Here is a 22,975-nt window from a genome sequence, read left to right on the forward strand (position 1 = left end):
CCTATCCTTCCAGGAGCTTAGACGTGACGCGAATGCCTGATGCCAACTCGCCCGAACAATACGCGCTGGATCGCCGCCAATTCTTACAGGCTGTCGGTTCCGCGGCTGGCACAGCTGCCGTTGTCGGTACACTTGCGGAGCCGCGAGCTGCCGTGGCCGCCAAGGGGCCGAACGAAAAGCTGACCGTCGGCATCATGGGGGTGAATGGCCGTGGCAGCGCTTTGACTCGCTCGTTCGTGACTGCCGGCGCGCACGTGTCTTATATCTGCGATGTCGACGAACGGGCCATTGCCAAGGCAGCGGCCATTGTCGGCGATCAACAACAAATCAAGCCCGCAGGAATCTCCGATTTTCGGAAGATTCTCGACGATAAGAGCGTCGACATTCTCATTTGTGCCGCACCCAATCACTGGCATGCTCCAGCAACTATTCTTGGTTGCGCGGCGGGCAAGCACGTGTACGTGGAGAAGCCCTGCAGCCACAACCCGCGCGAAGGTGAACTGGCGATCGCGGCTGCTCGCAAGAACGATCGCGTGGTCACGATGGGGAGCCAGCGACGAAGTTGGCCGGGAATTGTCGAAGCGATTCAAAAAATCAAAGCGGGCGAAATCGGCAAAGTGCACTACGCGCGTGCCTGGTACAACAACAAGCGTCCGAACATCAAGCATGGCCAACCCGCCGAAGTGCCGAGTTGGCTGAACTGGACGCTCTGGCAGGGACCGGCTCCCGAGAAGGCCTTTAAGGACAACATCCTGCATTACAACTGGCATTGGCACTGGCACTACGGCAACGGCGAGCTTGGCAACAACGGTGTGCATGCCCTCGATGTCTGTCGCTGGGGGCTTGGTGTTGATTATCCGATTCGCGTGACCTCCGGCGGCGGCAAGTATCGGCACGACGACGATCAAGAGACGCCAGACACGCATGTCGTTACCTATAACTTCCCCGGCAATAAGTCGATCATGTGGGAAGGGCTTAGTTGGTCGCCGCTCGGTTCCATGCTGAATCAATTCGGCTGCAGCTTTCACGGCGAAAATGGTTCGATCGTGATCATCGATCCCGGTTACAAGCAATACGACGACCGGAATAAAGAAATCGCCGCCAGTCCGACAGGTTCACGTGGTGGCGATCCCGATCACGTTGGCAACTTCCTCGACTGCGTGCGGTCGAGCAAACGTCCGAATGCCGATATCGAAGAGGGGCACAAGAGCACGCTCATGTGCCACCTCGGAAACATTGCCCATCGGGTAAACCGCGTGCTGACAACCGACGAAACGAATGGCCACATTGCCAATGACGAAGCAGCCATGAACCTTTGGAGTCGCGAATATCGTCCCGGTTGGGAACCAAAGGTCTAAACGGTTGATTGGATCTCCATTGCGGAACCAGCACTCGAACGCTGGTTCCGGGGTGCGGATTTATACCAAACCGAAGGCCTTCTGCATTTGCTCACGAACAATCGTCAAACGTTCGAGTCCACCGCCGCCTACTTCGGCAGTGGCCCAACCGGTGAAGCCGATTTCGTCTAGTCCCTTGCGCACTTCGTCCCAAGGAAGGTCGTCGTCGGGCGAAGTGATGTCGACGAACTTGCTCTTGGCCCGGCTGAAGCCTTTCACATCGAGCTTGACTACCCGGCGGCCAAACGCCTTGAGCCATTCGCGCGGCTGACCATATTTCCAGTGGTTGCCAATGTCGTAGTACATGCCCACCCAGGGGCTATTGAAACTATCGACGAAGTCGATGAACTTCTGCGGCGATTGCTCGGGCGGGGCATCGTGGTCGTAGTGTAGCTTGTTCCAGACGTTTTCGAACAAGATTGGCTGGCCTAGTGCTGCCGCCAGCGGAATCAGTTTTTGGATTTCAGTGCGAGCCCGGTCGTTGCACTCGGCTTCAGTACCATCGTCGCCACGACCGACGACGATCAGTACTCCGCTACCACCCGCCGCATGAGCGACACGGATGCAGTGCTCGATGTTCTTAACACCTTGATTTCGGTCTTCCTCCACTGCGCTCGTCAAGCGTTTGCCCCAGTGAGCATGGTTGATGGCATTATGGACAAACACGCCTGACTCTTGCACTGCCGCGCGTGCCTGCTCGGGAGTGAAGGACCCGGCTTCATCGAAATCGACACCGTCGAAGCCGGCTTCTTTGGCGAGTTTCAAGCGTTCGACAATGGTTAGATCCTTGCCATCGGCCTTCTTGGCAATCATGCCCAACTTGCACGAGATCAGGATGCGCTTGCCGCTGGGCGGAGAGACGAAGGAGCCAGGTTTTTCCTCCGCACGAACTTGTTCTGTTACGGCTAGCCCGGCCGCAGCCACGGCACCAGCGGCAAAGAAGGAGCGACGAGGAAGGGTGAGTGGAGTGGCGGGCTCAGAAGGCATGAGGGTGGTTCCACAAAGCGGGTGATTAAGATGGGATGCTGTCAGGCAAGTTTGGCTGCCACGAGCAGTGTAACATGCTCGGTATTCACTCGTCCCTGCAACCCATGTTAGGCTGCGATCATCGTAGCAAGTGCGTCGTCGGTCGGATTCCATCATGCGCCCCAAGCATTACGCCAATCATCATGTGCAGCCCACCCAGCAAGGGCGAACGCTCTCCGCTGCGTTGAGGGAGTTTCTGCCCGATCGTTCCTGGTCGCAGATTAAGAAGTTGATTTCGCAGCGACAGATTCAAGTGAACGGCAATTTGTGCTTGGAAGAAGGACGCAAGGTCAAGCCGGGCGATGTGATTCAGGTCTGGGAGCATCCGCTGCCGCCACCCGTCGATGAGCAAAGCGTCCGCGTTAGGTATGCCGATCAACATTTGGTGATTGTCGAGAAGCCGGCAGGTATCACCACGCTTCGGCATGCCGAAGAGCGGAACTGGTCGGCCGATCGCAAGCGGCGACAACCGACGCTCGATGAACTTGTGCCTCGCGCGCTGGCCAAACATCTGGGCTGGAAGCTGGAAGATACTCGTCCGCAGCCCAAGCGACTTCCTCCCAAGCGAGGTCGTAAGGAGCATCGGCACTTGTATCAGTCGGAGCAAGTCAAGTTGCCTCAAGTGCGTGCGGTCCATCGGCTCGACCGCGATACCAGCGGGCTGATGGTCTTCGCCCGCACTCAGCAAGCCGAGACGGCGCTCATTCGACTGTTCAGCAGGCATCGCATTCAGCGGGCCTATCTGGCCGTTGCCCATGGCAAGGTGCCAAGCGCAACAATTGAGACCATGCTCGTTCGCGATCGTGGCGACGGCTTACGCGGCAGTGTGATCGACTCGGAACCGCCTGCGGAAGTGGTGGAAGGGAATGAACCGCAACAAGCGATCACCCATGTGAAGCCGCTCGAACAGATTGGCAACTATTCGCTTATCGAGTGCCGGCTTGAGACGGGCCGTACCCATCAGATTCGCATTCACCTTGCCGAACGAGGGCACATGCTCTGCGGCGAGAAGACCTACACGCACGCGCTTGGTGGTCGCCCGCAAGCAGATCCCAGCGGAGCGCCGCGGCAAGCGTTGCATGCTGCCGAGTTAGGTTTTGTCCACCCGCAAAGTGGCGAGACGATTCTCGTCAAATCTTCCCTCCCACCCGATCTTCAGCAATGGCTGGTCCGACTGCGTAAACAAGCCTCCACACCCTCCGAAAGTCCCACGCATGAAACCTGAACGCCTGAGCCGCCGCACATTTCAAACTGCTGCCGCAGCTTCCTTCGCCTTGGCTGCTACCGGTAACTCATTTTTGTCACCGGCACCTGCTGCCGAGGAGAAGAAGACTGAAGCGGAAAAGCTCCAGGTTCACGCTTGGGAGCGAGACAGTCGCAATCCGGTGCTGCCCCCGGGCGGCTTTGAGTTCGACAAAACCTGCTGCATGAATCCGTTCGTGCTGCGGCGCGACGACGAGTACTGGCTGTATTACGCCGGTGGCGATGCCGGCGGCCGGCGGCGAATTTGCCTCGCGATTGCCAAGGTGAACGACCTGTCGAAATGGGAACGCAAAGGCCCGCTGTTCGATCTGGGTGGTAAAGGCGCATTCGATGAAAGTTGGTGTGTACTGCCTTGCGTCCATCGCGTCGGCGATCGCTGGCACATGTACTACACCGGCCGCAGCACCAAGGCTGGTGTCGGTTTGCAAGCCTTCTGGGGAATGGGCCTGGCCACCAGCGATGATCTGCTGACCTGGAAGAAGCACTCTACCGATCCCATCATGACCGGCGACGGCTTCGACCAATGGCCAGGCAACAAAGGCATTGCCGGGGGTGGTCGGATCATCGAGATTCCTCAAGAATCGGGCCCACCGCTGCTGCGGATGCACTACACCCTGCCGACCGGAACACCCAGCAAGGATCTGAAAATCGATCAGGCGAAGCACTCGGTCATTGCGCATTCGAAGGACGGCATTACTTGGACCGACAAGCGACATGTGCTGGGCCCGCGCCTCGATGCCCCTTATGAAAACGCGGCGACCATTGCGCTCAACGTATGGAAGACGAAGACACGCTGGCGCGCCATCTATGCCGGCATCGGCACCAAGTTCGGTGCGTATAGCATTTGCGAAGCGGTAAGCGACGACGGTCTCACCTGGCAGCGGGGCGAGCCAGGCGAAAATTTGGCTTTGGCTCCCCAAGGCAAAGGCTGGGAAGCGCGCATGACGGAGTATCCCAATGTGATTCAAGAAGGGGAAAACCTGCGGCTCTTCTATTGCGGCAACGGTTACGGTGCCACCGGCATCGGGACCGCTGTGGCACCAATGTTAGATTAACAATGGCCATGTTCGCCGCGACACCTCAGCCGCCGTATTACGCAGTGATCTTCACTTCGCAGCTTGCCGATCATGCGCCGGGCTATGACGAACTGGCTCGGCGGATGCTGGAACTGGCCGCGCAGCAGCCCGGCTATTTAGGGGTGGAGAGCGTGCGGGATGCCAGTGGAGCAGGGATTACCGTCTCGTACTGATCATCGCGCGAGAGCATTGCCGCGTGGAAGCGGCAGGGCGAGCACGCGCTCGCGCAGCAACGGGGGCGCTCTGTTTTATCGCGATTATCGGCTCCGCATTAGCGTTGTTGAGAGTGAGTCGTCTCTTAAGAATCGTGATTAACGACACGCAATCTCAGCATCGCTAGAAGCTGAGAAAATCTCTCGAATTCTCTGCGCAAATGCTTCGCAATAGCCGAAGGCGATGTCTAGAATGCCGCCTACTGCAAAACCCGTTTTGCCTGATTGCAGCCAAGCATTTCAACCGCTCAAGACGCAGCAACGTATCGCCAGCGAGAGCGGTCGAGCCAGCCACGATTCAGGAACCCGCCGATGATTCTCGGTCGACGAAAGTTATTGTTGTTCGCAGTTGGAGGTGCCAGTGTCGGGCTCCTGCCCTGGCTCGCGACGCGCCGGCACTCCCCTGCCCTGTTCACGCGCACCGCTTGGGCGCTGGGCAGCGATGTGTCTCTCTCAGTCGCTGGGTTGGGCGAAGCGGCGGCCAATCGCGCATTGGATGCGGCATTTGCCGAGTTGGAAACAGTCGAACAAGTGATGAGCTTGTATCGGCCAGATAGCCAAATCAGCCTGCTCAATCGCGATCGCAGGCTGCGCGATCCGCATCCGTACCTGTGCACGGTGTTGCAAACAGCGGCAGCAACTTCGCGAGCAACGGCCGGTGCGTTCGACATCAGCGTGCAGCCGCTCTGGGAAGTATGTGCTGCCGCAAAGCGCGCTGGCAAGTTGCCAACGGACGTGGAACTCGCTTGCGCGAAGCGAAAGATCAATTGGCAACGGATTGAAGTTGGCAGGGATCGCGTCGTGTTTCACGAACCGGTTGAAAGGATCACTCTCAACGGAATTGCTCAGGGATTTGCGCTGGATCGCGCGATCGCAGCGCTCAAGCAGCAAGGTGCGAAGAGCGCTTTGATCAATACGGGCGAGATCGGAAGTCTCGGCGACAAAGCAGTCGGTGATCCCTGGACTGCGGGCATTCAGCATCCGCGCGAGACAGACGCATATCTGGCGGTTGCCGATCTCGATGGCCGCGCGCTGGCCACTTCTGGCGACTATGAAACCGCTTTTTCGGCGGACTTCAGCCGCAATCACGTCTTCGATCCTCGCACCGGCGATTCGCCAACTGAACTCGCCAGCGTCAGCATCGTCGCCCCGACCGGATTGCAAGCTGACGCTTTGAGTACCGCTGCGATGGTGCTGGGCAAGTCCCGTACGTTGGAACTGATTGCCAGGCTGCCGAATGTCGACGCGCTGCTGGTCGATAAGGCGGGCCGCGCGTTTCAAACCGCGGGCTTTCCCGCGTCGGCAGTCGCTTAGAACGATCGCTTAAGAATCCTATCCGAAGGCATACCTATGCTTCCCCAAATAAGAACCGCACTCTTGACTGTTTTGCTGGTCGCCACTTTCACATCGCTGGCAACTGCCGCCGACGTGATCGAGCTCTTGAGTGGTGCGAAGGTGACCGGCGAGATTGTGCTGCGCGATGATAAGAACGTCTACATCAAGGCGATTCTGAGCGGAGTGACATTCAACCGCACGTACGCACTGTCGAGCGTGCACGCCATTACCACCACCGATGGCACCCGAACTGTGATTAACGAAAAAGGGGCCGCTCCGGCCAAGGGACCGATCACGAAATCGGTCAGTCCGAAGGTCGCGGGCACCAGACCGGGAGTATCAACGAAGCAACAGGGAACGCGCGCCGAACTAGACGCGCTGATCGAGCGCGAAGGTCGCGCGCCCCCCGAATGGTTCGAGGCGACACCACTTAACTATCCGCAAACGCTCAACCTGGCGTTCGACCAGCCCGCGCCGATGTCGGGCTGGAACAATCAGAAGAACGTCACGCAGTTCCTGTGGGACATCGTCAATCCCAACCCGAATCGCTGGAAGGAAGGTGTGCGATTGATGCATCACCTGCTCACGATGCACAAGGACGATAAAGACAAGAGCGAAAGGATCATGCTCACACTCGCGGGCATGTATCACAATCTGCACGAAGATTACGCCCGTTCTGCGTTCTGGTATCGGGCCGCGGGAGTGGAACGCGATCCCACGAAGTCGCAGCAGTTCATGGCCAATTCAGCCACGCTGGCCGAGTGCTATTGGAAACTGGGTTACCCGGCCGAGGCGGTGAAGTTGATGGTCCGAACTCCGTCGACCTACGCCCAGATCAAGTTGCTGGGCGATATGGGCGAGACCGATCAAGCGATAAAACAATTGCAGCACTCGTTCACCCAGCAGCCCGAGGTTGCCTATCTCGCCGCAGGGGACGTCTGCCATGTGGCAGGGCGATACCGTGAGGCGCTGAACTATTATCAAAAGCTGCTCGATTTGCCAGTGCCAGCGAAACCCAACAACCGACTGGTCAAGAACCGGGCGCGGGCCTCGGCCAACGTTGCTGCGATCAAGGCATTCGAACTGTTCGATCTCAGCAAGGTGGCCGATGGAGATTATCAATCGGCCAGTCAGGGGTATGAGGGGCCGGTCGAAGTGAAAGTGAGTGTGAGTGGTGGCAAGATCACCACAGTCGCAGTTACGAATCATCGCGAGAAGCAATTTTACTCCGCGATTTCCGACACTCCGCGGAAGATCATCGCCAAGCAAACCGTGCGTGGTATCGATACGACGAGCCACGCCACAATCACATCCGAAGCCATTGTAAATGCCACCGCCAAGGCCTTGGCAGGAAACAAGTAGCCACCCATGCGGATCGATCACTTTCTCCCCTTCCTGAAAAAGGCGAAGAAGGGCGTTGTGCAGACACCGGTAGGACCGGTGACACAACTCGTTCGCCAGGCCTTACCTCGCCCGCTGTTTGCCGATCTCGAAACCGGCAAGCCGGGGCTAGTGCGCCGCTGGCTGAAGTGGATCGGCCCATCTTGGCACTCCGCTCCGCTGCGGCGGATTGTGCAGGGAACTTGCCTGGCGTTGTTCCTGGTACTGTTCTTTTATGTTTGCTGGCCGTACACGGCGCGGCCGACTCGCAGTTGGACGAACTGGGTCGCGGCCGAAAACGATATTGAGAAGCGCGAAGTAAAGTTCCTGCGTGGCGAAGCAGAAGCGAATCCACCACGCGTGGGCGAGACGCTCTTTCTCGTTGATACTTCGCTGCCCGTCGAAGAGACAGCAACGGGTGGGGCCACTGCGGCACCGTTTGCAGTGATTCACGCGGCAGAGAAAGAATTAGTTCTGAAGGCAGTTGCCGCGCTACCGACCGAAGGACTTGCTCCGGGGCCCTGGTCGCTGCAGCAAAACCCGCCCGGGGCTTGGCCACGGCATTACACACAAGAATTGGCCCGCAAGGAAAAGATCTCGGCCGAGATCTTTCTAACGATTGATCCGCTGGTGAGTCTATCGACGGGAATTGCCTCGCGCTCTTGGATTTGGTCCCTGACCTCGGCTGCGGTGATTCTGCTGGTCTGTGTATTCATTCCCCGCGGCTTCTGCGGTTACCTGTGCCCTTTGGGCACCGTAATCGATTTGTTCGATTGGAGCATCGCGCGGCGAGTGAAGCGATTTAACGTTCCCGAAGATGGGTGGTGGGTACACGTCAAGTATTACTTGTTGTTCGGCATTCTGGTCGCGGCCTGTTTTGGGGTGCTGATCTCCGGCTTCTTTGCCGCGATACCGGTTATCACGCGCGGGCTGCTGTTTACTATCTCGCCGCTGCAGACTGGCACGCTTAGGGGGTGGCACTTGGTGCCGCCGATGAACGTCGGGCATTGGTTATCGATTGGGCTCTTTTTCGCTGTGCTCGGACTTGGCTTTCTCAAGCCTCGCTTTTGGTGCAAGTATGTCTGCCCCAGCGGAGCCGTCTTCTCACTGGGCAATCTGTTTCGCGTGACGGAACGAAAGGTGGAAGACTCCTGCATCCACTGCAACAAGTGCGTGGAGATCTGCCCGTTCGACGCAATCAAGCCCGACTTTACCACTCGCGTGACTGATTGCACGCTCTGCCAGACTTGCGGCGGCGTCTGTCCCACGCATGCGATCAAGTTCGTCGATCGCTTTAACTTGATTCAACTGAAGACCTACAACGACCCCCCCACGCACGAAACGGCTCTCGGTCGCCGTGGTTTTTTGGCAGCAGGGGTTGGTCTCGCGGCGGGTGCAGCTGGCGGATTGGCAGCCGCGGGAACAGCGACGGCCTTCGGTGCGAATGCGGCAAGCAAAGATGGCTGGAAGCCGGTGCGTCCGCCGGGGAGTTTGCCCGAGCAGTCGTTTTTGCAAGCTTGCATTCGCTGTGGCGAGTGCTTCAAAGCGTGTCCGAACGACGTGCTGCATGCGATGGGCTTTCAGCAAGGCTTTGAAGGTTTGTGGACACCGCACGTCGCCGCCGATTGGGCGGGCTGCGAGTCGAGTTGCAACGCTTGTGGCCAGGTCTGCCCGACCGGAGCTATTCGCGCGATCCCGCTCGAAGAGAAAAAGGTCTGCCGAATTGGACTAGCCGAGTTGAACCTGCAAACATGCTTGCCCCATGCAGGGAAAGAAGCTTGTCAGCTGTGCGTCGACGAATGCGTGCATGCCGGCTACAACGCCATCGAGTTCACGCGCGTGCGCACCGAAGTGGATGGCGATGGCAATCCCGTCGAAGATAGTGGTTTCATCGCGCCGGTCGTTCTCGCCGACAAATGCGTTGGCTGCGGACTTTGCCAGACGCGCTGCTACGGCATCAATGTCCTCGATAAGAGGCTGCTCACCGAGTCTGCGATAATTATTCGCGCTGGTGAAGGGAAGGAAGATCGCCTGCAGAGCGGGTCTTACCTCGCGTTGCGCGCTGCGGAAGAAAAGGCCCGCGATGAGCAACAGCAGAAAAACTCTTCGCAGCCTGGCGAAAACTACTTGCCGGATTTTCTGAAGTAACTCGCCTTACAGAGTAGAAGGTCGCTCGGGCGACTCAACTTCGTCTCGGCTTTGCGGGCGGGTGCGGAGCATGCCGAAGAGTGGGCGAAAGTAGCTGCTCGAGGTGTTCATGAGCGGCACGGGGAGGCGAATGGCAAGGGGTGCGGGTACTTCGCTCAGCAGCCAGTCACCCCCCGTCAACTTGCAACTCGAAGCCATGAACTTTTGCACCGATTCGATTTGCACCAAGTGATCGCCACTCCACAGAACCTGCGGCGTCGCAGTTGCCGAGAACAAGATCAGTCGGTCGGCCGTACCTAGTAACCATAGATCGACCGATTTGAGATCGAGAGGCATCTGCCCATCCGGCCATTCGAGCGTTACGGGGTGAAAGAGATAGAAGCGAGAGGAGTCGCCAGCGAGCAAATCGAGCACTGCCCGCATGACGTGCGCCGGCGCTCGTCGCAGCGGCGCTTCGGGATGCAACCGCTCGGCGAAATAGGCCTGCCGCTGTTTCGTCAACAAGGCCTCGAAAGTCTTTGCATCTTTGCGCAAGTAGGCTGCCACGGCGAAGAGCGAATCTTCGCGCTGCACGTCGTGCGGTGGCACACGAGCATCGAGCGCTGCCAGATCGTCGAGATAGATGCCTACCAGATCGCTATCAGGATCGAGGTCGGGATGCTCAAAGAAGTAGGGAGGATTCTCCAACAGTTGAGCAAGGAGCGATTCCCGTTGGTCGTCTGGGATTTGAGCAAAGATGCGGGTGTTACTTAGCAACGCGGGCAGTTCTTCGGGCTCAAGTTCTTTCTCGCCGACCAGGTAGCTAGCGAGCGAGCGAACGGCATCGGTCAGTTGTTCGCGCACGCTCATGAGGGCCGGTTTCAGGCCGACGGTTAGTTTTACTTGCAAGCGAGCTTCGACGCCTTGCTTCCAGGTTGCGATCCGTTCGGGGCTGCGGCCGTGCAGGTATAGATCGAGAAACTTCTCGAGTCGCGTGGCAATGGCGTGCCGCTCGTCGCTCAGCAGGCAATCGAGGGCGTGATATTTCTGGGGCTGCGCGCTTTGATGAGCAGCGAGACAACGGTAGAGAAAGAGGCGGTCGTACTCGCAGCGGAATTGCAGCGCACCGATTTCCTTCAGCGAAGCTGACAGACCTTCGCGCGATAGAGGAAAGGCGGAGATGAGTTCTGTCAGTTCCGCACCATAGATCCAGTTCGCATCGCGATGGCGAAAATCACCGCCGTAGATTGCGGCCACTTCACAGCCAATGACGCGCACCACACTCGACAGCAGCGCGAGCGCCTGGCGATTCACGACCTGCTGGGCGATGACCGTGGCTCCTTGTCTGCCAATCGAGCCCAGAACCCACCACGCGCCGAGTGCCAGCGGATTGGCACCCATCGCAAAGCGGCTCAAGTAATACGCCGTGTTCACGTACGGCCAATAGGGCTCTGTCTTTCGATAAAGTCGATAACCTTCGACTGCGCGGCGAACATACTGATAAAGCGCGCTGAGGTTGTAGTCTTTCACCGAGACAGGAAGTTGGTCGAGCACGATCAGAATGTTGAGCGCACCACGACTAGACGCGCGGACGATCTGATCGAGGCTGACTTCGAGCAGCGGCTGCTCGGCAGAAGGTTGATAGAGACGCGCCACTTTCAAAACGAGTTGATGAGCATCGTCGCGGACCAGTACGGGCTGGAATTGTCCCTCGATCAGATATTTGTTGCTGATGATGTTGTCGTACAGGACCTGCGTTTCTTGCTTCAGCAGTTCCATCAGCTGGCGATCTTTGCGAACCAAATCGGAAATGTTCCCAGCTGGAGCGGGGCCAGATGCGAGGGACAACGGCTCGGGGAATTCCATCCATTCGTGAAAGGTCAAGAGCCGCTTAGCGAGGGCCTGTTCGCGCACATCGAGTTGACTAGCCTGCTGTTCGAACTGCTTTTGCACCAGAGCCTGCTGCTCGGCCATGTCTGCCTTGAGGCGGGCAATGCGGGCTTCTTCTTCGGCAACGTTTTGACGAAGCTGTTCGATCTGCTGTTCGTCGGCCGATAGTTGGCGGCGCAACCAGAATGTTGAACCAGCGACGGCAGCGATGCCGAGGTAAATGGCTAACTGCCACCAGCCGAGCGTCTCGCGCGCAGCAATCGTCGCGACCACAATGGCGACAGCACCTGTAGCCACGAGAATCAGTGGAGTCCATTGCCAGCGGAACTTGATCATGCGAAACAGGGCAGGTTCGAAGTGTGAAGTTTCAGGCTCAAAGTTGACGGCAACTGCCCAAGCAAATCATTCTAGCTCCTTTTGCCTGCAAATGATGAGCCGGGGACTCACCCGCCGTCTTATGGCCGCTAATTCCCAGGGTTCCAGGCCATGATTGTAATAGGCTCGCCGCGGTAGACCGCACCTTCGACGCGATGCCAGCCCAGGCTGGCGTAAAAGCGTTCATGGTGGAAGGTAAACAAGTAGAGTTTGGTCACGCCGAGAGATTCTGCTTCCGCCATGATCCGCTCTACTAGTTGGCGACCGATGCCTCGCGCGCGATGCTCCGGCGCGACGAACACGCTGGCCAGCCAAGGAGTGTATTCGGGGCGCAGGTCGAGATCTTGCTCGACCAGGGATGCGGAGCCCAGAAGTTCCGTGCCCTCGACACCAACGAAGGTCGTGGGAATGGCATGTTCTTGGAGATGCCGTTGCAGCTTGAGGCTACGGGCGGCTATATCGTTCGTAGGATTCAGTTTCCCCCATTCGCCAAAGTGCCATGCGGCTAGTTGCTCGATGGTATCGGGTCGCGCGGCGAGAGGAAGTATTTCGAGCATGGGGTGACGGAAGACTAAGGGGCTAGGGACTGGGTAAGTCGGAGTTCTGAATGTAGTTATAGTCCTTGTCAGCTCAGGGCTGTTTGGTCCCAAACTCTCGTCAACCCTAGTTCCCAGTTCCTAGCCTCCAGTTCCCAAGAAATAAGAACGGCCTGTTCAACTCGAAAGCTGAACAGGCCGTTTCTCGTGTCAGAGCCTCTAACCAACTAGCTTAGCGAACCAAGCTGGTGCTGGCATGAACGACTCGACGGGGAGCGGGGATGTAGGCCGAAGGATCGACCACTGGGGCTGGCGGCATCGGCGACGCGTCGATGCTGGTAGCCGAGGTGCCTTCGAGGCCACAAGCAGGAGCAGCGGCTGGGCCAGCACAGGTCGGCTGAGGAGCCGGGGCTGGGGCGGCACAGGTCGGAGCAGGAGCAGGAGCGGCACAAGTCGGAGCAGGAGCCCCGCAGCTTGGGGCAGCAGCACCACAGCCAGGAGCAGCAGCTCCGCAGCCAGGGGCAGCCGTCGCACAGCCAGTGCTGCAGCCGTTCGAGCAACCGCTCTTGCAGCAACCACCGATCAAGCAACCACCACGGCACTTCTTGGTGCAGCAGAAGATGCGATCGAGCAAGCCAGTCTTGCAGCAGCTGCCGCAAGCAGGTTTGCACGACGAGCAGGCAGGAGCAGCAGCACCGCAGCTGGGGTCGTAACCACAGCTAGGAGCAGCGGCAACACCGCAAGTCGGGGCAGCAGCAGGAGCTGCACAGGTCGGGGCAGCAGCACCGCAGGTCGGAGCAGGCATACCGCAGCTAGGAGCGGCAACACCGCAGCTAGGAGCAGCAGCCGCACAACCCGTGTTGCAGCCAGTCGAGCAAGGCGAGCAGCATTTGCGGCCGTGGTGACGGTGTCCGCAGCTGTTGCAGCTATTGCAGCTGTTGCAGGCCGGGGCAGCTGCACACGAAGGAGCAGCAGCACAGGTCGGAGCAGCAACACCGCAAGAAGGAGCAGCAGCACCGCAAGTCGGGGCAGCAGCCGAGCAAGTGTTGCAACCCGTCGAGCAAGTGTTGCAAGCAGGCTTGCAGCACTTCACTTTGACGCATTTAACTTTGCAGCAGTTGGTTTCGCAGCAGCTGCTTTGGCAACCGCAACCGCTGGAACCGAGCATCCGGTCCAACAGTTCGAAGCCGAAGCTTTGGCTGCAAGTTGCCAAACCGAGAACAATCGTACTGAGAATAATGTTCCACTTCATCGAAAGACGTCTCCTTAACGATGGAACCAATCAACCTGGCGCAGCTACCGGCACCGTCCGACACGTGGCTTAGGGCGGCCGCGCTAGAGGCACGCGTGCCATGTCACGGTGGGCAGCATCCCGTGGGCAATCCGATTGCCGGCGGGATCTTGGAATGTGTGCGGTGGGTTTTGCCAGTGTGCGGGATAGGTGGGCTTGAGCCCGCACATTCGTGGTGGGATTCACCAAACCGGTCGAGTCGTCCTGTGACCCGAAAAAATCAGCTCCGGCTTCACTGGATCAGCATTACGTCCCTGGCGGGTCGCAATTATTGATTGTGACACCTACCCTATCGTCGCGGCTGACTCTGCCTCTTGAACGCACGCAACCAATTTTCAGCTATTGGGTTAGGACAACGCTCAGGCAAACTTTGACGCACCTGGAAGATGTTCCGAACGTGCCGCTTAACCACCCCCATTGCAGGCCGAACGGCAGAACAACTCGACCCTGCCGGCAAGGTCGCTGCTGGCAGAGAAATGCTGCGCGGCGACGGTCATTCGCTAATCGTTAAAGTCCGCTGCGGGAAGTCGCAAGGGAGGAAAAACACGACATCACGAGAAGGATCGATTTAGGGATATAATACGACGAGTCTGATCACTTCGAAGGTTTTACGAATGAAAAAGCGACGCCGCGCACCACCCAGCGACCAACCGATTCACGGCGACCGGCCGTTGTCTCAACTAAAGCCAAGCGAGCATATTCTCATGGTTCCGTCAGATCAATTGAGATTCTGGCAGGCTTTGAATCGTCCCGTCACGTTGAGCAATAAACAACGCGAACTGGCGAAACTCATGGAGCGTGTGTCAAGCTGATCTGCCCTCAGTCCATGCCCAGATCTTCAACCAGCCGCGACTCCGGCTTAATCGATTCCACAGGTTCTCCGAGTAGATCAGCCAGGCATTTCTGGACGAAGATCCAAACTTGTAGGCGGTTCAGTTTCACTGCAGCCAAGCGACCGAAAAATCGCGGATTCAGTGCGGCAAGATGATCCGCGAGTTGTCCAACAGTTTTCGTCGACGGCGTCGCAGCGAACCATCGTTTGCCAGCTATCAGCCCACCGACATACGCCAACAGAAAAGCAAAACCGCCACCAAGTGCTGCTGACAGAAAATCAACACGACATCTTTCAGCGAAGATGAGCAGCCCCAACACCGCCGAGAAGCCGGCAATGATGCCCATTTGTCTCCAGGACAACCATAAATGTGGTGTTTGCAATCCTGCCAACTTCAACGTTCGAAAGAACGAGCGAACTTGTCGGCCACGAATCAAACTCGCGAGTTTCAACTCCTCGGGAAAGTCTAGCGACGAGTGATTCGGTTGCTGTTTAAACTCCCTAAGCTTCTCTTGCAGCCAGCGGAGTGCAGCTCGGTTAATCAAATCCACTGCAGCTTGAGTTAGCTCAGGAGGTGACGAATCTGCTGTTAGGCTGCTCTCTTGGGGTAATCGCTCCGTTTCAGGCAACTTCTCGAAGACAAAATCCGCAAGGCTCCCTGCAGTAACTGGTTTCTGCGCGGCGAGTTCTTGCCAATCTCGATGCGAAATTTTGACGTCGAACTCTTCTTCAACCGCGTAGACTAACTCAATGAAGTCCATTCCCATGCATTGACCAGCCGTGCAATCACGTCGCTAAACCACGCCGCTACTCGATTCCAGCTCATTCAGAATCAGCCGAATCGCTTCCACGCACATGCTTGTCGGCAAGCTGGGGACGTCGTGGCGCTCGTGTAAGGTCTGGGCGGGGGTGAGTGGTAGGTGAATGAAGGCTGCCTGTGAGTTGAGTTGCTGCTGAGCAGCGAAGTGGTGGCAGAGGTAAAGAATCGCGTTGCACAGATAAGTCCCTGCGTGATACGAGACTTGCACCGGAATGCCTGCTTCCCGAATCTTGGCCGACCATTGGCCAAGTGGCAGGGCGGTGCGATAAGCGGCGGGACCATCCACCACAAGTGGCTGAAAATCGTCGGGCGATTGCTGCGAGTGTCCGGCGACGTTGATGCCGACTGCTTCGAGGTGAATTCGCGATGAGCCGGGTGCCTGGCCAAGGTGCAGTACGTAGTCGTAATTCGCGGCAAGGTCTTCAGCCAACTTGGCCCGCGTCTTTTCAAAATCGACCGGATACCGCCGTGTTACGACCCTGGGCCGTTCCGGCAACTGGCTCGTCAGCGCCACGAGCGCATCCCAACTGGCATTGGTTCCCCAGCGGTCGTATGGCTCGAAAGCAGTGATGAGAACGGTTTTCATAAACCGACTATAGCTCGAAACGCGGCGAAAGTGGCGCGCCGACCAACTAGGACACCACTTCCACTGCTGCCAACTCATCCACCGCGACCGGATAGTTCGCAAACTGCAAGCTGTAGTGTTCTTGAAACCAGTCGCGAATGTGTGGAACTCGCGCGCTGTCGTAAGCTGGCGCGACATGAATCGTCTTGCCAAACGGCGTCGCCCGCAGCTCTCCGTCGTCGATCAGAACTTCGCCCGCCTTGAGGACGTAACGTGGCATTTCGAACATCCGCTGCTTGTCGTCGTGCGGTGAATAGAGCGTGATGTCGGCGTCGGCGCCGATCCCGAGATGCCCTTTGTGTTTGAGGCCCAGCATGCGGGCGGGACCAGCACGGGTGATGATGCAAATCTCTTGCAGGGTGTACTCACGTGTGAGATCGCCAAGTTGCGAACGTTTGCGCACCTCGGGATGGCAGCGAGCCAGGGCCTCTTCGCGAAAACTGCGGTCCATGAGCAGCCGAATGATCTGCGGATAGGCGAGAAAGCTGCCGCCGTTCGGATGATCGGTGCTCATCGCCACGCGCCACGGATCGCTCACGAGCAGGTACCACTCCAGCCCAATCGCCCATTGCAGCCCGCTAACGAGATTCTTATTGCGATACTTGATCGGCGAGACACCGCAGCCCGATTCCATCTCGGTGTCGTTGCTATACCACTTGCTCTGCGAGAGGTTGGCCAGGTAATAGCCAAGCGGACCGTCGCCGGTCATGCTCGTCGTTTCGCCGAACAGCACTTGCCCAACATCGACCGTGATGTTTGGATGGCTGTTCACATAGTCGGCCAACTGAGCGACTTTGCTGTTGAAGGTGTTCTCGTCTCCATCGCCACCGCCATAGCTATGAAATTGAATGTGAGTGAGATGGCCCCGATAGCCTTCGAGGGCCCGCATGGTTTCGAGCGTGGTCTGCCAATTGCCGGGCATGCCGAGCTGATTGCAATGGATGTGCGCGGGGTGGGGCAGATTCAGTTCGTTCGCCGCGCGGACGATCTCGCGCACAATCTGCCGCGGCGTAACGTCGAAATGACCAACCTTTTCGTCAAGTCCCGTGACATTACCGCTGGGAAGTTGCTTCCACACTTCCACGCCGCCGGGATTAACGATCTTGGGGGCGTAACCTTTGGCAGCGCTCAGGAGCCAGGCCAGAAAGTTCTTCACCCGCTCGGGCTCGCTGTCGCGAATCGCGTTCAGGATGTAATGGTTGTTGCCCGTAAGAACAAAGAAGCCCTTATCGAGACAGGGCGTATCGGCGAACTCTTCGTGGGTGTGCCGTGCGAGTAGAGGCGTCACTGCAGCATCGAAGGCGGTCGTATAGCCCATGCCGAGATACTTGTAGCCCGTGGCAAAGGTGCTGGGCACGCTGCCGAGAGTGCCGCTTCGTGTGAGTTCGGTCCGCTCCACCTTTTCCGCAGTTCTTTTCTCCGCTGCTCGCATTTTGCGGCCGGCATTCACCTTGGAGCCAGCGATGTGGCAGTGCATGTCGACACCGCCAGGCATTACCACTAGCCCGCGCGCATCGAGCGTTCGGTTGGGTCGTATCGTGGGATCGGTCGGAGCAGCGACGAGCTTGCCGCCGGCGATCCATAGATCGCGCACCTGGCCATCGATGCCATTGGCCGGATCGTAGACCGTGCCGCCCGTGATGAGGAGAAATTCTTGATTCATGCCCGCTGTTGCTCTTGCTTGCCTGTCGTCGTTGGCAGCTTAACCTTCCGTAGTACTTATCGGGCCTTTAAACTTTTCTCGTGATTTCGCTTATCCATGTAATACGAAGCGCCGAGATTCAAGACGATCAAAATCGTGGCTGCCGAGGCGAGCAGATAGTCGCGCTCGCCCCACACGCGGTTCGGATCGCGCAGCAGGAGAATGCAACCGAGCGCGAGGACCAGCACGGCGCCGATCGCAGCTCGGCGAAAGTTGGTGTATTTCATCAGCGGGCCTTCTGCAACGTTGTCGAACTGGAATTAGAGAGCGCGGAGGTACTTTACTGCGGCGGCAATTTCTTCAATCGGGTTGTCTGCATCCTGGCGGCGAATGGTGAGATAGCCGCGATACTGATGTTCTTCGAGCGCGCCGAGAATCTCGGGGAACTCCGCGCTGCCGCGGCCTAAGGGAACTTCAATTCCGCGACCGGCCGCGACATCGCGCGTGCCATCGGTCGCATGTACGTGTACTACATAAGCTCCTAGCGCTTGGGCCGCTTCGCGAGCGTCGAAGCCGTGGACGATAAGATTGGCCGGATTGAGGTCGACCAGCAACGAACTTGGCGGCAGCGAATCGATGAGCTTGCGCAAATCGGCACCACTTTCGGTCCCGGTCTCAGCAGCGAGGAACGCGCCGACCCGCTGACCTTCGCGGCCCAGATCCATCAAGGCGGTGCGGAGTGTGGTCAGGCCTTGCACGTCTTCTGCGGGTGGAACTCGGCCGATGTGATTAATGACGACATTGGTTCCCAGATCGTAGGCGAGTTTCAAGGCCTGCTTGGTAGCGTCGACACGGCGGTCCAGGTCGTCGATGACGTTGTACCCCCGCCGGGTACGGAACGAGACGGCCGAGAGCCGCAAATTCAGATCTTCCAGCATTTTCCGCACTTGCCGAACACCTGTACGGCTTAGTTCTGCCGTGGAAAGCTCGTTGCGGCCGTCAATTTCGACCGCTTCGGCCCCCAATTGGGCAGCCGTGAGCAAGGCTTGCTTAAAGGGGAGCTTCAGGCTCGCTAATTCAATGGCAACCTTGATTTGCAGCATGGTCTTGCTTGGTACTTGGTGCGGCCGGCGGATCCGGACGCGAATGGACTGATTTATGAATGTTTTGACGTCGCTCATTCTATCGCTCGCGGCCTTGGGGGGCGATGACAGTTCGCAGCACCCGGCAGGTGCCGCTGCGCAGGATGCTGCGCACGACGCAAATCTGCCGCATGCCGTGCAAGTGTATCGGTGCGATTTTGCGCAGGAAGACGACCGCAACTACGATGGCTGGCCCGATGGTTGGGTCCGTCGCCGCGGCAAAGAATTTCCTGCCTTCCTCAAGATCGGCATTCAGCCCGAAGCGACCGGCGCGAAAGTGGCTGCCGATAGTGAGCGCTATTTGCAAATGGAACTGAGTGGCGGCAGCGCAGGGGTGATGACCCCCTCGTGCGCGCTCGGTGCGCGCGGCAGCTTTTTGCTCGAATGCCAGGTTCGTACGAAACAGCTGAAGCACGACCATGTCTTCGCCACCCTCACATTTTATGACGACCATGGTCAGCCGCTGGAGTCGTATGAGTCGAACCATGTGGTCGATGCGCCACGCTGGCAAACTTTGCGCGTTGGACCAGTCCTGCCCAAGAGCGAAGCGGCCACGCACGCGCGCGTGACGCTGGCGGTGACACCGCGCGGCGATCAAGAAGATTTGAATGGCGTCGTGCATTGGGGCAGCCTGCGAATGCTGCGCTTGCCGCGGATTGCGCTGCGGGCCAGCGGCGACTTGCAGGTGTACGACTCACTCACCGCGCCGGAAGTGAGTTGCGAAATCTCGGGACTCGTCTGTGCGCGGCCCGAGTTGCAGTTCGAATTGCTCGACCATACCGAGCGCGTAATCGCAACCGAAATGCGTCCGCTCGTGCTGGAAGAAAAGCGAACTTTGCTCAAGCATTCGAAAGCGCATAGTGAGCCCGAACATGCCGCGCCTCAGGCCGGCATCACGGGAAGCGCGAAATGGAAGCCGCCAATTCCCGACTATGGCTTTTATCGCGTGCGCGTTTCGATGCAGCAGGCTGACCAGCCGACAGCTGCAGCCATCGCCAATTCGCAGGCAAATGACGCCACCATGCTGCATCGATCGGTGACACTCGCCGTGCTGCGGCCATTGCCGCGCGTGGCAGGCGGAGAGTTTGGTTGGTCGCTGCCCGGGGGCGAGGATCCCCTGCCCTTGAATGCGCTGGCCAGTTTGCTGAGTCAGTCAGGGTTGGGCTGGGCCAAGTACCCGGTCTGGTTTAGCGAGCAAGAACAAGCTCAGGCCGATCGGTTGGCCTGGTTTGCCGAGCGGTTGAGCATTCACGGCATCGAGATGGTGGGGGTGCTCGATCAGCCCCCGTCACCGCTGCGCGAGATGTTTCGCGATAAGGGACGCCTGCCCGCGGCTTCGGTCTTTCAGGAGCCGCAACTCTGGCAGCCCGCTGTCGATCCTGTAATGACGCGGCTATCGCTCAAGGTTCGCTGGTGGCAACTGGGGGACGATCGCGATACCAGCTACGTCGACTTTCCGATTCTCGAAGAACGCGTACAGGGAATTAAGACTCACCTGGAACGCTTTGGACAACAAGTTCATTTGGGTTTCGGCTGGCGCTGGCTGCGCGAGATGCCAAACTCGAAAGGAACTCCACCGTGGGAGTTCCTTTCGTATTCGGCTGACCCTGAACTGACCGCCGATGAACTGGCCGCGTATTTGCCTCGCAAGGTAATTCCTGCTGCACCTGGCACTGCGGCAAAACTAAAGGCCAAACTGCCGACGACGCCGGTCTCGGTCAACGCCCACGCGCTGCCGACCATTCCGCCGACTGCACCTTCGCCCAGCGCAATGTTGCCGCGAGCTTGGGTGGTGCTCACTCCCCTGCCCCGTTCGCAATACAGTACTGCCACGCGCACGCTCGACCTCGTGCAGCGAATGCTCGCCGCGCGGCAGCATGGCGCGTCGGCTGTGTTCGTGCCGCAACCCTTCAGCGAAGAACAAGGGCTGATGAATGCCGATGGTTCGCCAGGCGAACTATTCGTTCCGTGGCGGACAACGGCCACGTTGCTCGGTGGCACGCAGTACTTGGGTGCGTTGCAACTGCCGGGCGGCAGCGTGAATCACGTTTTCTCGCGCGACGGGCAGACGGTGATGGTCATTTGGAACGACGTGCCTGGTAAGGAATCGTTTTACCTGGGGGATGAAGTTCGCCAATTGGATCTGTGGGGGCGCGAGATTAAGCCCGAGTTCAAACTGACGGACGAGCAAGGGGAAGATCGACCGGAGTCGATCATTCAAGTTGGTCCGGAACCAACCTTTGTGACTGGCCTCGACGAAGGGCTGACGCGGTGGCAGATTCGGGCGAAGTTTGTGACGACGCACCTCGAAAGCGTGTTCGGTCGGCAACAACCGGTGACACTGCGACTCGAAAATGCCTTTGCCCAAGGTGTGAGTGGTTCGGCCACGTTACACGCGCCTAAGGCTTGGAACATTTCGCCGCAGCCGCTGCAGTTTCGCATGTCGGAAGGAGAAACCGCCCAGCCCGATTGGCTTGTCTCGCTACAGCCCGACGCGGCCAGCGGGCTTCAGCGCGTGCGCATCGATTTCGAACTGACCGCCGAACGCAACTATCGCTTCAGCGTTTATCGCACACTGCAACTCGGCCTCGACGACGTGACGGTCGAAATGCGCACCCGCGTGCGTGAAGACGGTCTGCTGCTGGTCGAACAGCACGTCACCAATTTAACCGGCAAGCCGATCAGTTTTCAGTGCCTGCTCTTTCCACCTGGTCGTCGCCGCGAGACCAAACAGATGCTGCATCTGCCCGCTGGTCGCCACACGGTGACGTTCCTGATTCCGCAAGGCGAATCGCTGCTCGGCCAAACCCTGTGGCTGCGAGCAGAAGAAATTGGCGGCCCGCGCGTGCTGAACTCGACGGTGGTGGTGGAACGCTAACCCTGCACTTCTGAAAACATCGAGGCGATGACTTCTTCGAGGGGTGGATCTTCGACGACGACGTCTTCGATGGTCCGCTGAGCGAGGATCGCGGCGAGCGCGCGGGGGACTTCAGCGCGAGGTATGCGGATTTTGACTTTCGGCAGTTCGATGCTCACGATCTTGCCGAACGCATCGAGGCCGTGAGCTGATTCTTCGGCAGCCAGTTGCAAGGTGATGAGCTTCTGCCCGCTAAAGCGGTCGACGATGCCACTGAGCGAGCCGTCGTACTTGATTTCGCCCTGCGTGATGATGACGACTCGCTTGCAAAGCGCTGCGACGTCTTTCATGTAGTGGCTGGTGAGGAGCACGGTAATCTGCCGCTGCTGTTGATATGTCTTCAGGAACTGCTGGATGCGATGCTGGGCAATCACATCGAGGCCGATCGTCGGTTCATCGAGAAAGAGAACTTCGGGCGAATGGAGGAGCGCGGCGGTGAGTTCCATTTTCATCCGCTCGCCGAGCGATAGCTCGCGCACCGGTTGATTGAGGAGTTTGCCAATGTCGAGCAGTTCGCACAGTTCGTCGAGCGTAGCCTGGTATTGCACCGGATCGATGCGATAGATCTGTTGATGCAAGCGAAACGACTCACCGGCCGGCAAGTCCCACCAGAGTTGATTCTTCTGCCCCATGACCAGGGCGAAACGGCGGCGATACTCCATCTTGCGTTCCCAGGGAACGAAGCCCATGACATCGGCCTGGCCGGACGTGGGATAGATTACGCCCGAGAGCAACTTGAGCGTCGTCGTTTTGCCGGCCCCGTTCGGGCCGAGAAACGCCACGAACTCGCCACGTTCCACCTGCAAGCTGACGCTGCGCACCGCTTGCACTTCGCGATACTCGCGCTTCATCAATCCTTTGACCGAGGCCCACAATCCTTCCGCCTTCTGATACACCCGGTACGACTTGCTGAGCGACTCGACAGAGATGACAGGCATGGGGGAACGCAGAATGATGAAGGCAGAATGCAAAATGAAGAGTCAATGCCTGTTATCTTATCAAGCAATATCCGGTCGCGGCGGCGACGTTGGCATTTTTCATTCTGCGTTCTGCATTTTGCATTCTGCATTCACTAGAATGGCAAACAGT

The 22,975-nt window shown here is 58.3% G+C and carries 18 protein-coding genes; 8 read left to right on the forward strand and 10 right to left on the reverse strand.

Annotated elements, in window-relative coordinates; translation table 11 throughout:
* Positions 1-32: 32 nt before the first annotated feature.
* Positions 33-1,358 carry a Gfo/Idh/MocA family protein gene (locus ETAA8_RS12870; protein ID WP_145100466.1) on the forward strand — a complete coding sequence of 442 codons (1,326 nt, stop codon included), beginning with the start codon at positions 33-35 and terminating at the stop codon, positions 1,356-1,358.
* 60 nt (positions 1,359-1,418) lie between these two features.
* On the opposite strand, the gene ETAA8_RS12875 is transcribed toward ETAA8_RS12870, so the two are convergent.
* Positions 1,419-2,384 carry a sugar phosphate isomerase/epimerase family protein gene (locus ETAA8_RS12875; RefSeq protein WP_202921799.1) on the reverse strand — a complete coding sequence of 322 codons (966 nt, stop codon included), beginning with the start codon at positions 2,382-2,384 and terminating at the stop codon, positions 1,419-1,421.
* Positions 2,385-2,538: 154 nt separating this feature from the next.
* Here ETAA8_RS12875 and ETAA8_RS12880 point away from each other — a divergent pair, with 154 nt between their 5' ends.
* The 6 genes from ETAA8_RS12880 to ETAA8_RS12905 all read left to right on the forward strand — a co-directional run bounded on the left by ETAA8_RS12880 (position 2,539) and on the right by ETAA8_RS12905 (position 9,837).
* On the forward strand, positions 2,539-3,648 hold the full coding sequence (locus tag ETAA8_RS12880; RefSeq protein WP_145088550.1) for an RluA family pseudouridine synthase: 1,110 nt from the start codon (positions 2,539-2,541) through the stop codon (positions 3,646-3,648).
* Positions 3,638-4,741 (forward strand): glycoside hydrolase family protein, encoded by a 1,104-nt coding sequence (locus ETAA8_RS12885; protein ID WP_145088552.1) that lies wholly within the window; start codon positions 3,638-3,640, stop codon positions 4,739-4,741. The genes ETAA8_RS12880 and ETAA8_RS12885 overlap by 11 nt, the downstream gene beginning before the upstream one ends.
* A gap of 2 nt (positions 4,742-4,743) precedes the next feature.
* Entirely contained in the window at positions 4,744-4,935 is a 192-nt protein-coding gene (locus ETAA8_RS34605) for an antibiotic biosynthesis monooxygenase family protein (RefSeq protein ID WP_202921800.1), read from the forward strand.
* A 351-nt stretch (positions 4,936-5,286) separates the two neighbouring features.
* On the forward strand, positions 5,287-6,288 hold the full coding sequence (locus ETAA8_RS12895) for an FAD:protein FMN transferase (RefSeq protein WP_145088554.1): 1,002 nt from the start codon (positions 5,287-5,289) through the stop codon (positions 6,286-6,288).
* A gap of 63 nt (positions 6,289-6,351) precedes the next feature.
* Entirely contained in the window at positions 6,352-7,671 is a 1,320-nt protein-coding gene (locus tag ETAA8_RS12900; RefSeq protein WP_202921801.1) for an FMN-binding protein, read from the forward strand.
* A gap of 6 nt (positions 7,672-7,677) precedes the next feature.
* Positions 7,678-9,837, forward strand: a complete 2,160-nt coding sequence (locus ETAA8_RS12905) for a 4Fe-4S binding protein (RefSeq protein ID WP_145088558.1) — start codon at positions 7,678-7,680, stop codon at positions 9,835-9,837.
* 6 nt (positions 9,838-9,843) lie between these two features.
* On the opposite strand, the gene ETAA8_RS12910 is transcribed toward ETAA8_RS12905, so the two are convergent.
* From ETAA8_RS12910 to ETAA8_RS12945, 8 genes are all read right to left on the reverse strand, one after another.
* Complete coding sequence (locus ETAA8_RS12910; RefSeq protein WP_145088560.1) at positions 9,844-12,042, reverse strand: hypothetical protein; 2,199 nt, start codon at positions 12,040-12,042, stop codon at positions 9,844-9,846.
* Between the two features lie 128 nt (positions 12,043-12,170).
* Positions 12,171-12,638 (reverse strand): GNAT family N-acetyltransferase, encoded by a 468-nt coding sequence (locus ETAA8_RS12915; protein ID WP_145088562.1) that lies wholly within the window; start codon positions 12,636-12,638, stop codon positions 12,171-12,173.
* 211 nt (positions 12,639-12,849) lie between these two features.
* Positions 12,850-13,422 (reverse strand): hypothetical protein, encoded by a 573-nt coding sequence (locus ETAA8_RS12920; RefSeq protein ID WP_145088564.1) that lies wholly within the window; start codon positions 13,420-13,422, stop codon positions 12,850-12,852.
* A 1,305-nt stretch (positions 13,423-14,727) separates the two neighbouring features.
* Complete coding sequence (locus ETAA8_RS12925) at positions 14,728-15,501, reverse strand: acyl carrier protein (protein ID WP_145088566.1); 774 nt, start codon at positions 15,499-15,501, stop codon at positions 14,728-14,730.
* A gap of 33 nt (positions 15,502-15,534) precedes the next feature.
* On the reverse strand, positions 15,535-16,146 hold the full coding sequence (locus ETAA8_RS12930; RefSeq protein WP_202921802.1) for a pyroglutamyl-peptidase I: 612 nt from the start codon (positions 16,144-16,146) through the stop codon (positions 15,535-15,537).
* 46 nt (positions 16,147-16,192) lie between these two features.
* Positions 16,193-17,848 (reverse strand): formylmethanofuran dehydrogenase subunit A, encoded by a 1,656-nt coding sequence (locus ETAA8_RS12935; RefSeq protein WP_145088570.1) that lies wholly within the window; start codon positions 17,846-17,848, stop codon positions 16,193-16,195.
* Between the two features lie 56 nt (positions 17,849-17,904).
* Positions 17,905-18,114 carry a hypothetical protein gene (locus ETAA8_RS12940; RefSeq protein ID WP_145088572.1) on the reverse strand — a complete coding sequence of 70 codons (210 nt, stop codon included), beginning with the start codon at positions 18,112-18,114 and terminating at the stop codon, positions 17,905-17,907.
* A 33-nt stretch (positions 18,115-18,147) separates the two neighbouring features.
* Entirely contained in the window at positions 18,148-19,008 is an 861-nt protein-coding gene (locus ETAA8_RS12945; protein WP_238397747.1) for a sugar phosphate isomerase/epimerase family protein, read from the reverse strand.
* Here ETAA8_RS12945 and ETAA8_RS12950 point away from each other — a divergent pair.
* A complete protein-coding gene (locus ETAA8_RS12950; protein ID WP_145088574.1) occupies positions 18,986-21,847 on the forward strand; it encodes a hypothetical protein in 2,862 nt (953 codons plus the stop codon). The two genes, ETAA8_RS12945 and ETAA8_RS12950, sit on opposite strands and share 23 nt — an antisense overlap.
* Here the strand turns inward: ETAA8_RS12950 and ETAA8_RS12955 are convergent.
* Positions 21,844-22,824 carry an ABC transporter ATP-binding protein gene (locus tag ETAA8_RS12955; RefSeq protein WP_145088576.1) on the reverse strand — a complete coding sequence of 327 codons (981 nt, stop codon included), beginning with the start codon at positions 22,822-22,824 and terminating at the stop codon, positions 21,844-21,846. The two genes, ETAA8_RS12950 and ETAA8_RS12955, sit on opposite strands and share 4 nt — an antisense overlap.
* Positions 22,825-22,975 lie beyond the last annotated feature (151 nt).

Source organism: Anatilimnocola aggregata (assembly GCF_007747655.1).
Taxonomy (GTDB): Bacteria; Planctomycetota; Planctomycetia; order Pirellulales; family Pirellulaceae; genus Anatilimnocola; species Anatilimnocola aggregata.

Bases quoted from the DNA above. Each gene is read 5' to 3' on its own strand.
- ETAA8_RS12945 (WP_238397747.1), bottom strand. From the start codon at position 19,008: ATGAGCGACGTCAAAACATTCATAAATCAGTCCATTCGCGTCCGGATC.
- ETAA8_RS12895 (WP_145088554.1), top strand. From the start codon at position 5,287: ATGATTCTCGGTCGACGAAAGTTATTGTTGTTCGCAGTTGGAGGTGCC.
- ETAA8_RS12870 (WP_145100466.1), top strand. From the start codon at position 33: ATGCCTGATGCCAACTCGCCCGAACAATACGCGCTGGATCGCCGCCAA.
- ETAA8_RS12925 (WP_145088566.1), bottom strand. From the start codon at position 15,501: ATGGACTTCATTGAGTTAGTCTACGCGGTTGAAGAAGAGTTCGACGTC.
- ETAA8_RS34605 (WP_202921800.1), top strand. From the start codon at position 4,744: ATGGCCATGTTCGCCGCGACACCTCAGCCGCCGTATTACGCAGTGATC.
- ETAA8_RS12955 (WP_145088576.1), bottom strand. From the start codon at position 22,824: ATGCCTGTCATCTCTGTCGAGTCGCTCAGCAAGTCGTACCGGGTGTAT.
- ETAA8_RS12950 (WP_145088574.1), top strand. From the start codon at position 18,986: ATGAATGTTTTGACGTCGCTCATTCTATCGCTCGCGGCCTTGGGGGGC.
- ETAA8_RS12880 (WP_145088550.1), top strand. From the start codon at position 2,539: ATGCGCCCCAAGCATTACGCCAATCATCATGTGCAGCCCACCCAGCAA.
- ETAA8_RS12935 (WP_145088570.1), bottom strand. From the start codon at position 17,848: ATGAATCAAGAATTTCTCCTCATCACGGGCGGCACGGTCTACGATCCG.
- ETAA8_RS12875 (WP_202921799.1), bottom strand. From the start codon at position 2,384: ATGCCTTCTGAGCCCGCCACTCCACTCACCCTTCCTCGTCGCTCCTTC.
- ETAA8_RS12910 (WP_145088560.1), bottom strand. From the start codon at position 12,042: ATGATCAAGTTCCGCTGGCAATGGACTCCACTGATTCTCGTGGCTACA.
- ETAA8_RS12905 (WP_145088558.1), top strand. From the start codon at position 7,678: ATGCGGATCGATCACTTTCTCCCCTTCCTGAAAAAGGCGAAGAAGGGC.
- ETAA8_RS12885 (WP_145088552.1), top strand. From the start codon at position 3,638: ATGAAACCTGAACGCCTGAGCCGCCGCACATTTCAAACTGCTGCCGCA.
- ETAA8_RS12915 (WP_145088562.1), bottom strand. From the start codon at position 12,638: ATGCTCGAAATACTTCCTCTCGCCGCGCGACCCGATACCATCGAGCAA.
- ETAA8_RS12940 (WP_145088572.1), bottom strand. From the start codon at position 18,114: ATGAAATACACCAACTTTCGCCGAGCTGCGATCGGCGCCGTGCTGGTC.
- ETAA8_RS12930 (WP_202921802.1), bottom strand. From the start codon at position 16,146: ATGAAAACCGTTCTCATCACTGCTTTCGAGCCATACGACCGCTGGGGA.
- ETAA8_RS12920 (WP_145088564.1), bottom strand. From the start codon at position 13,422: ATGCCTGCTCCGACCTGCGGTGCTGCTGCCCCGACCTGTGCAGCTCCT.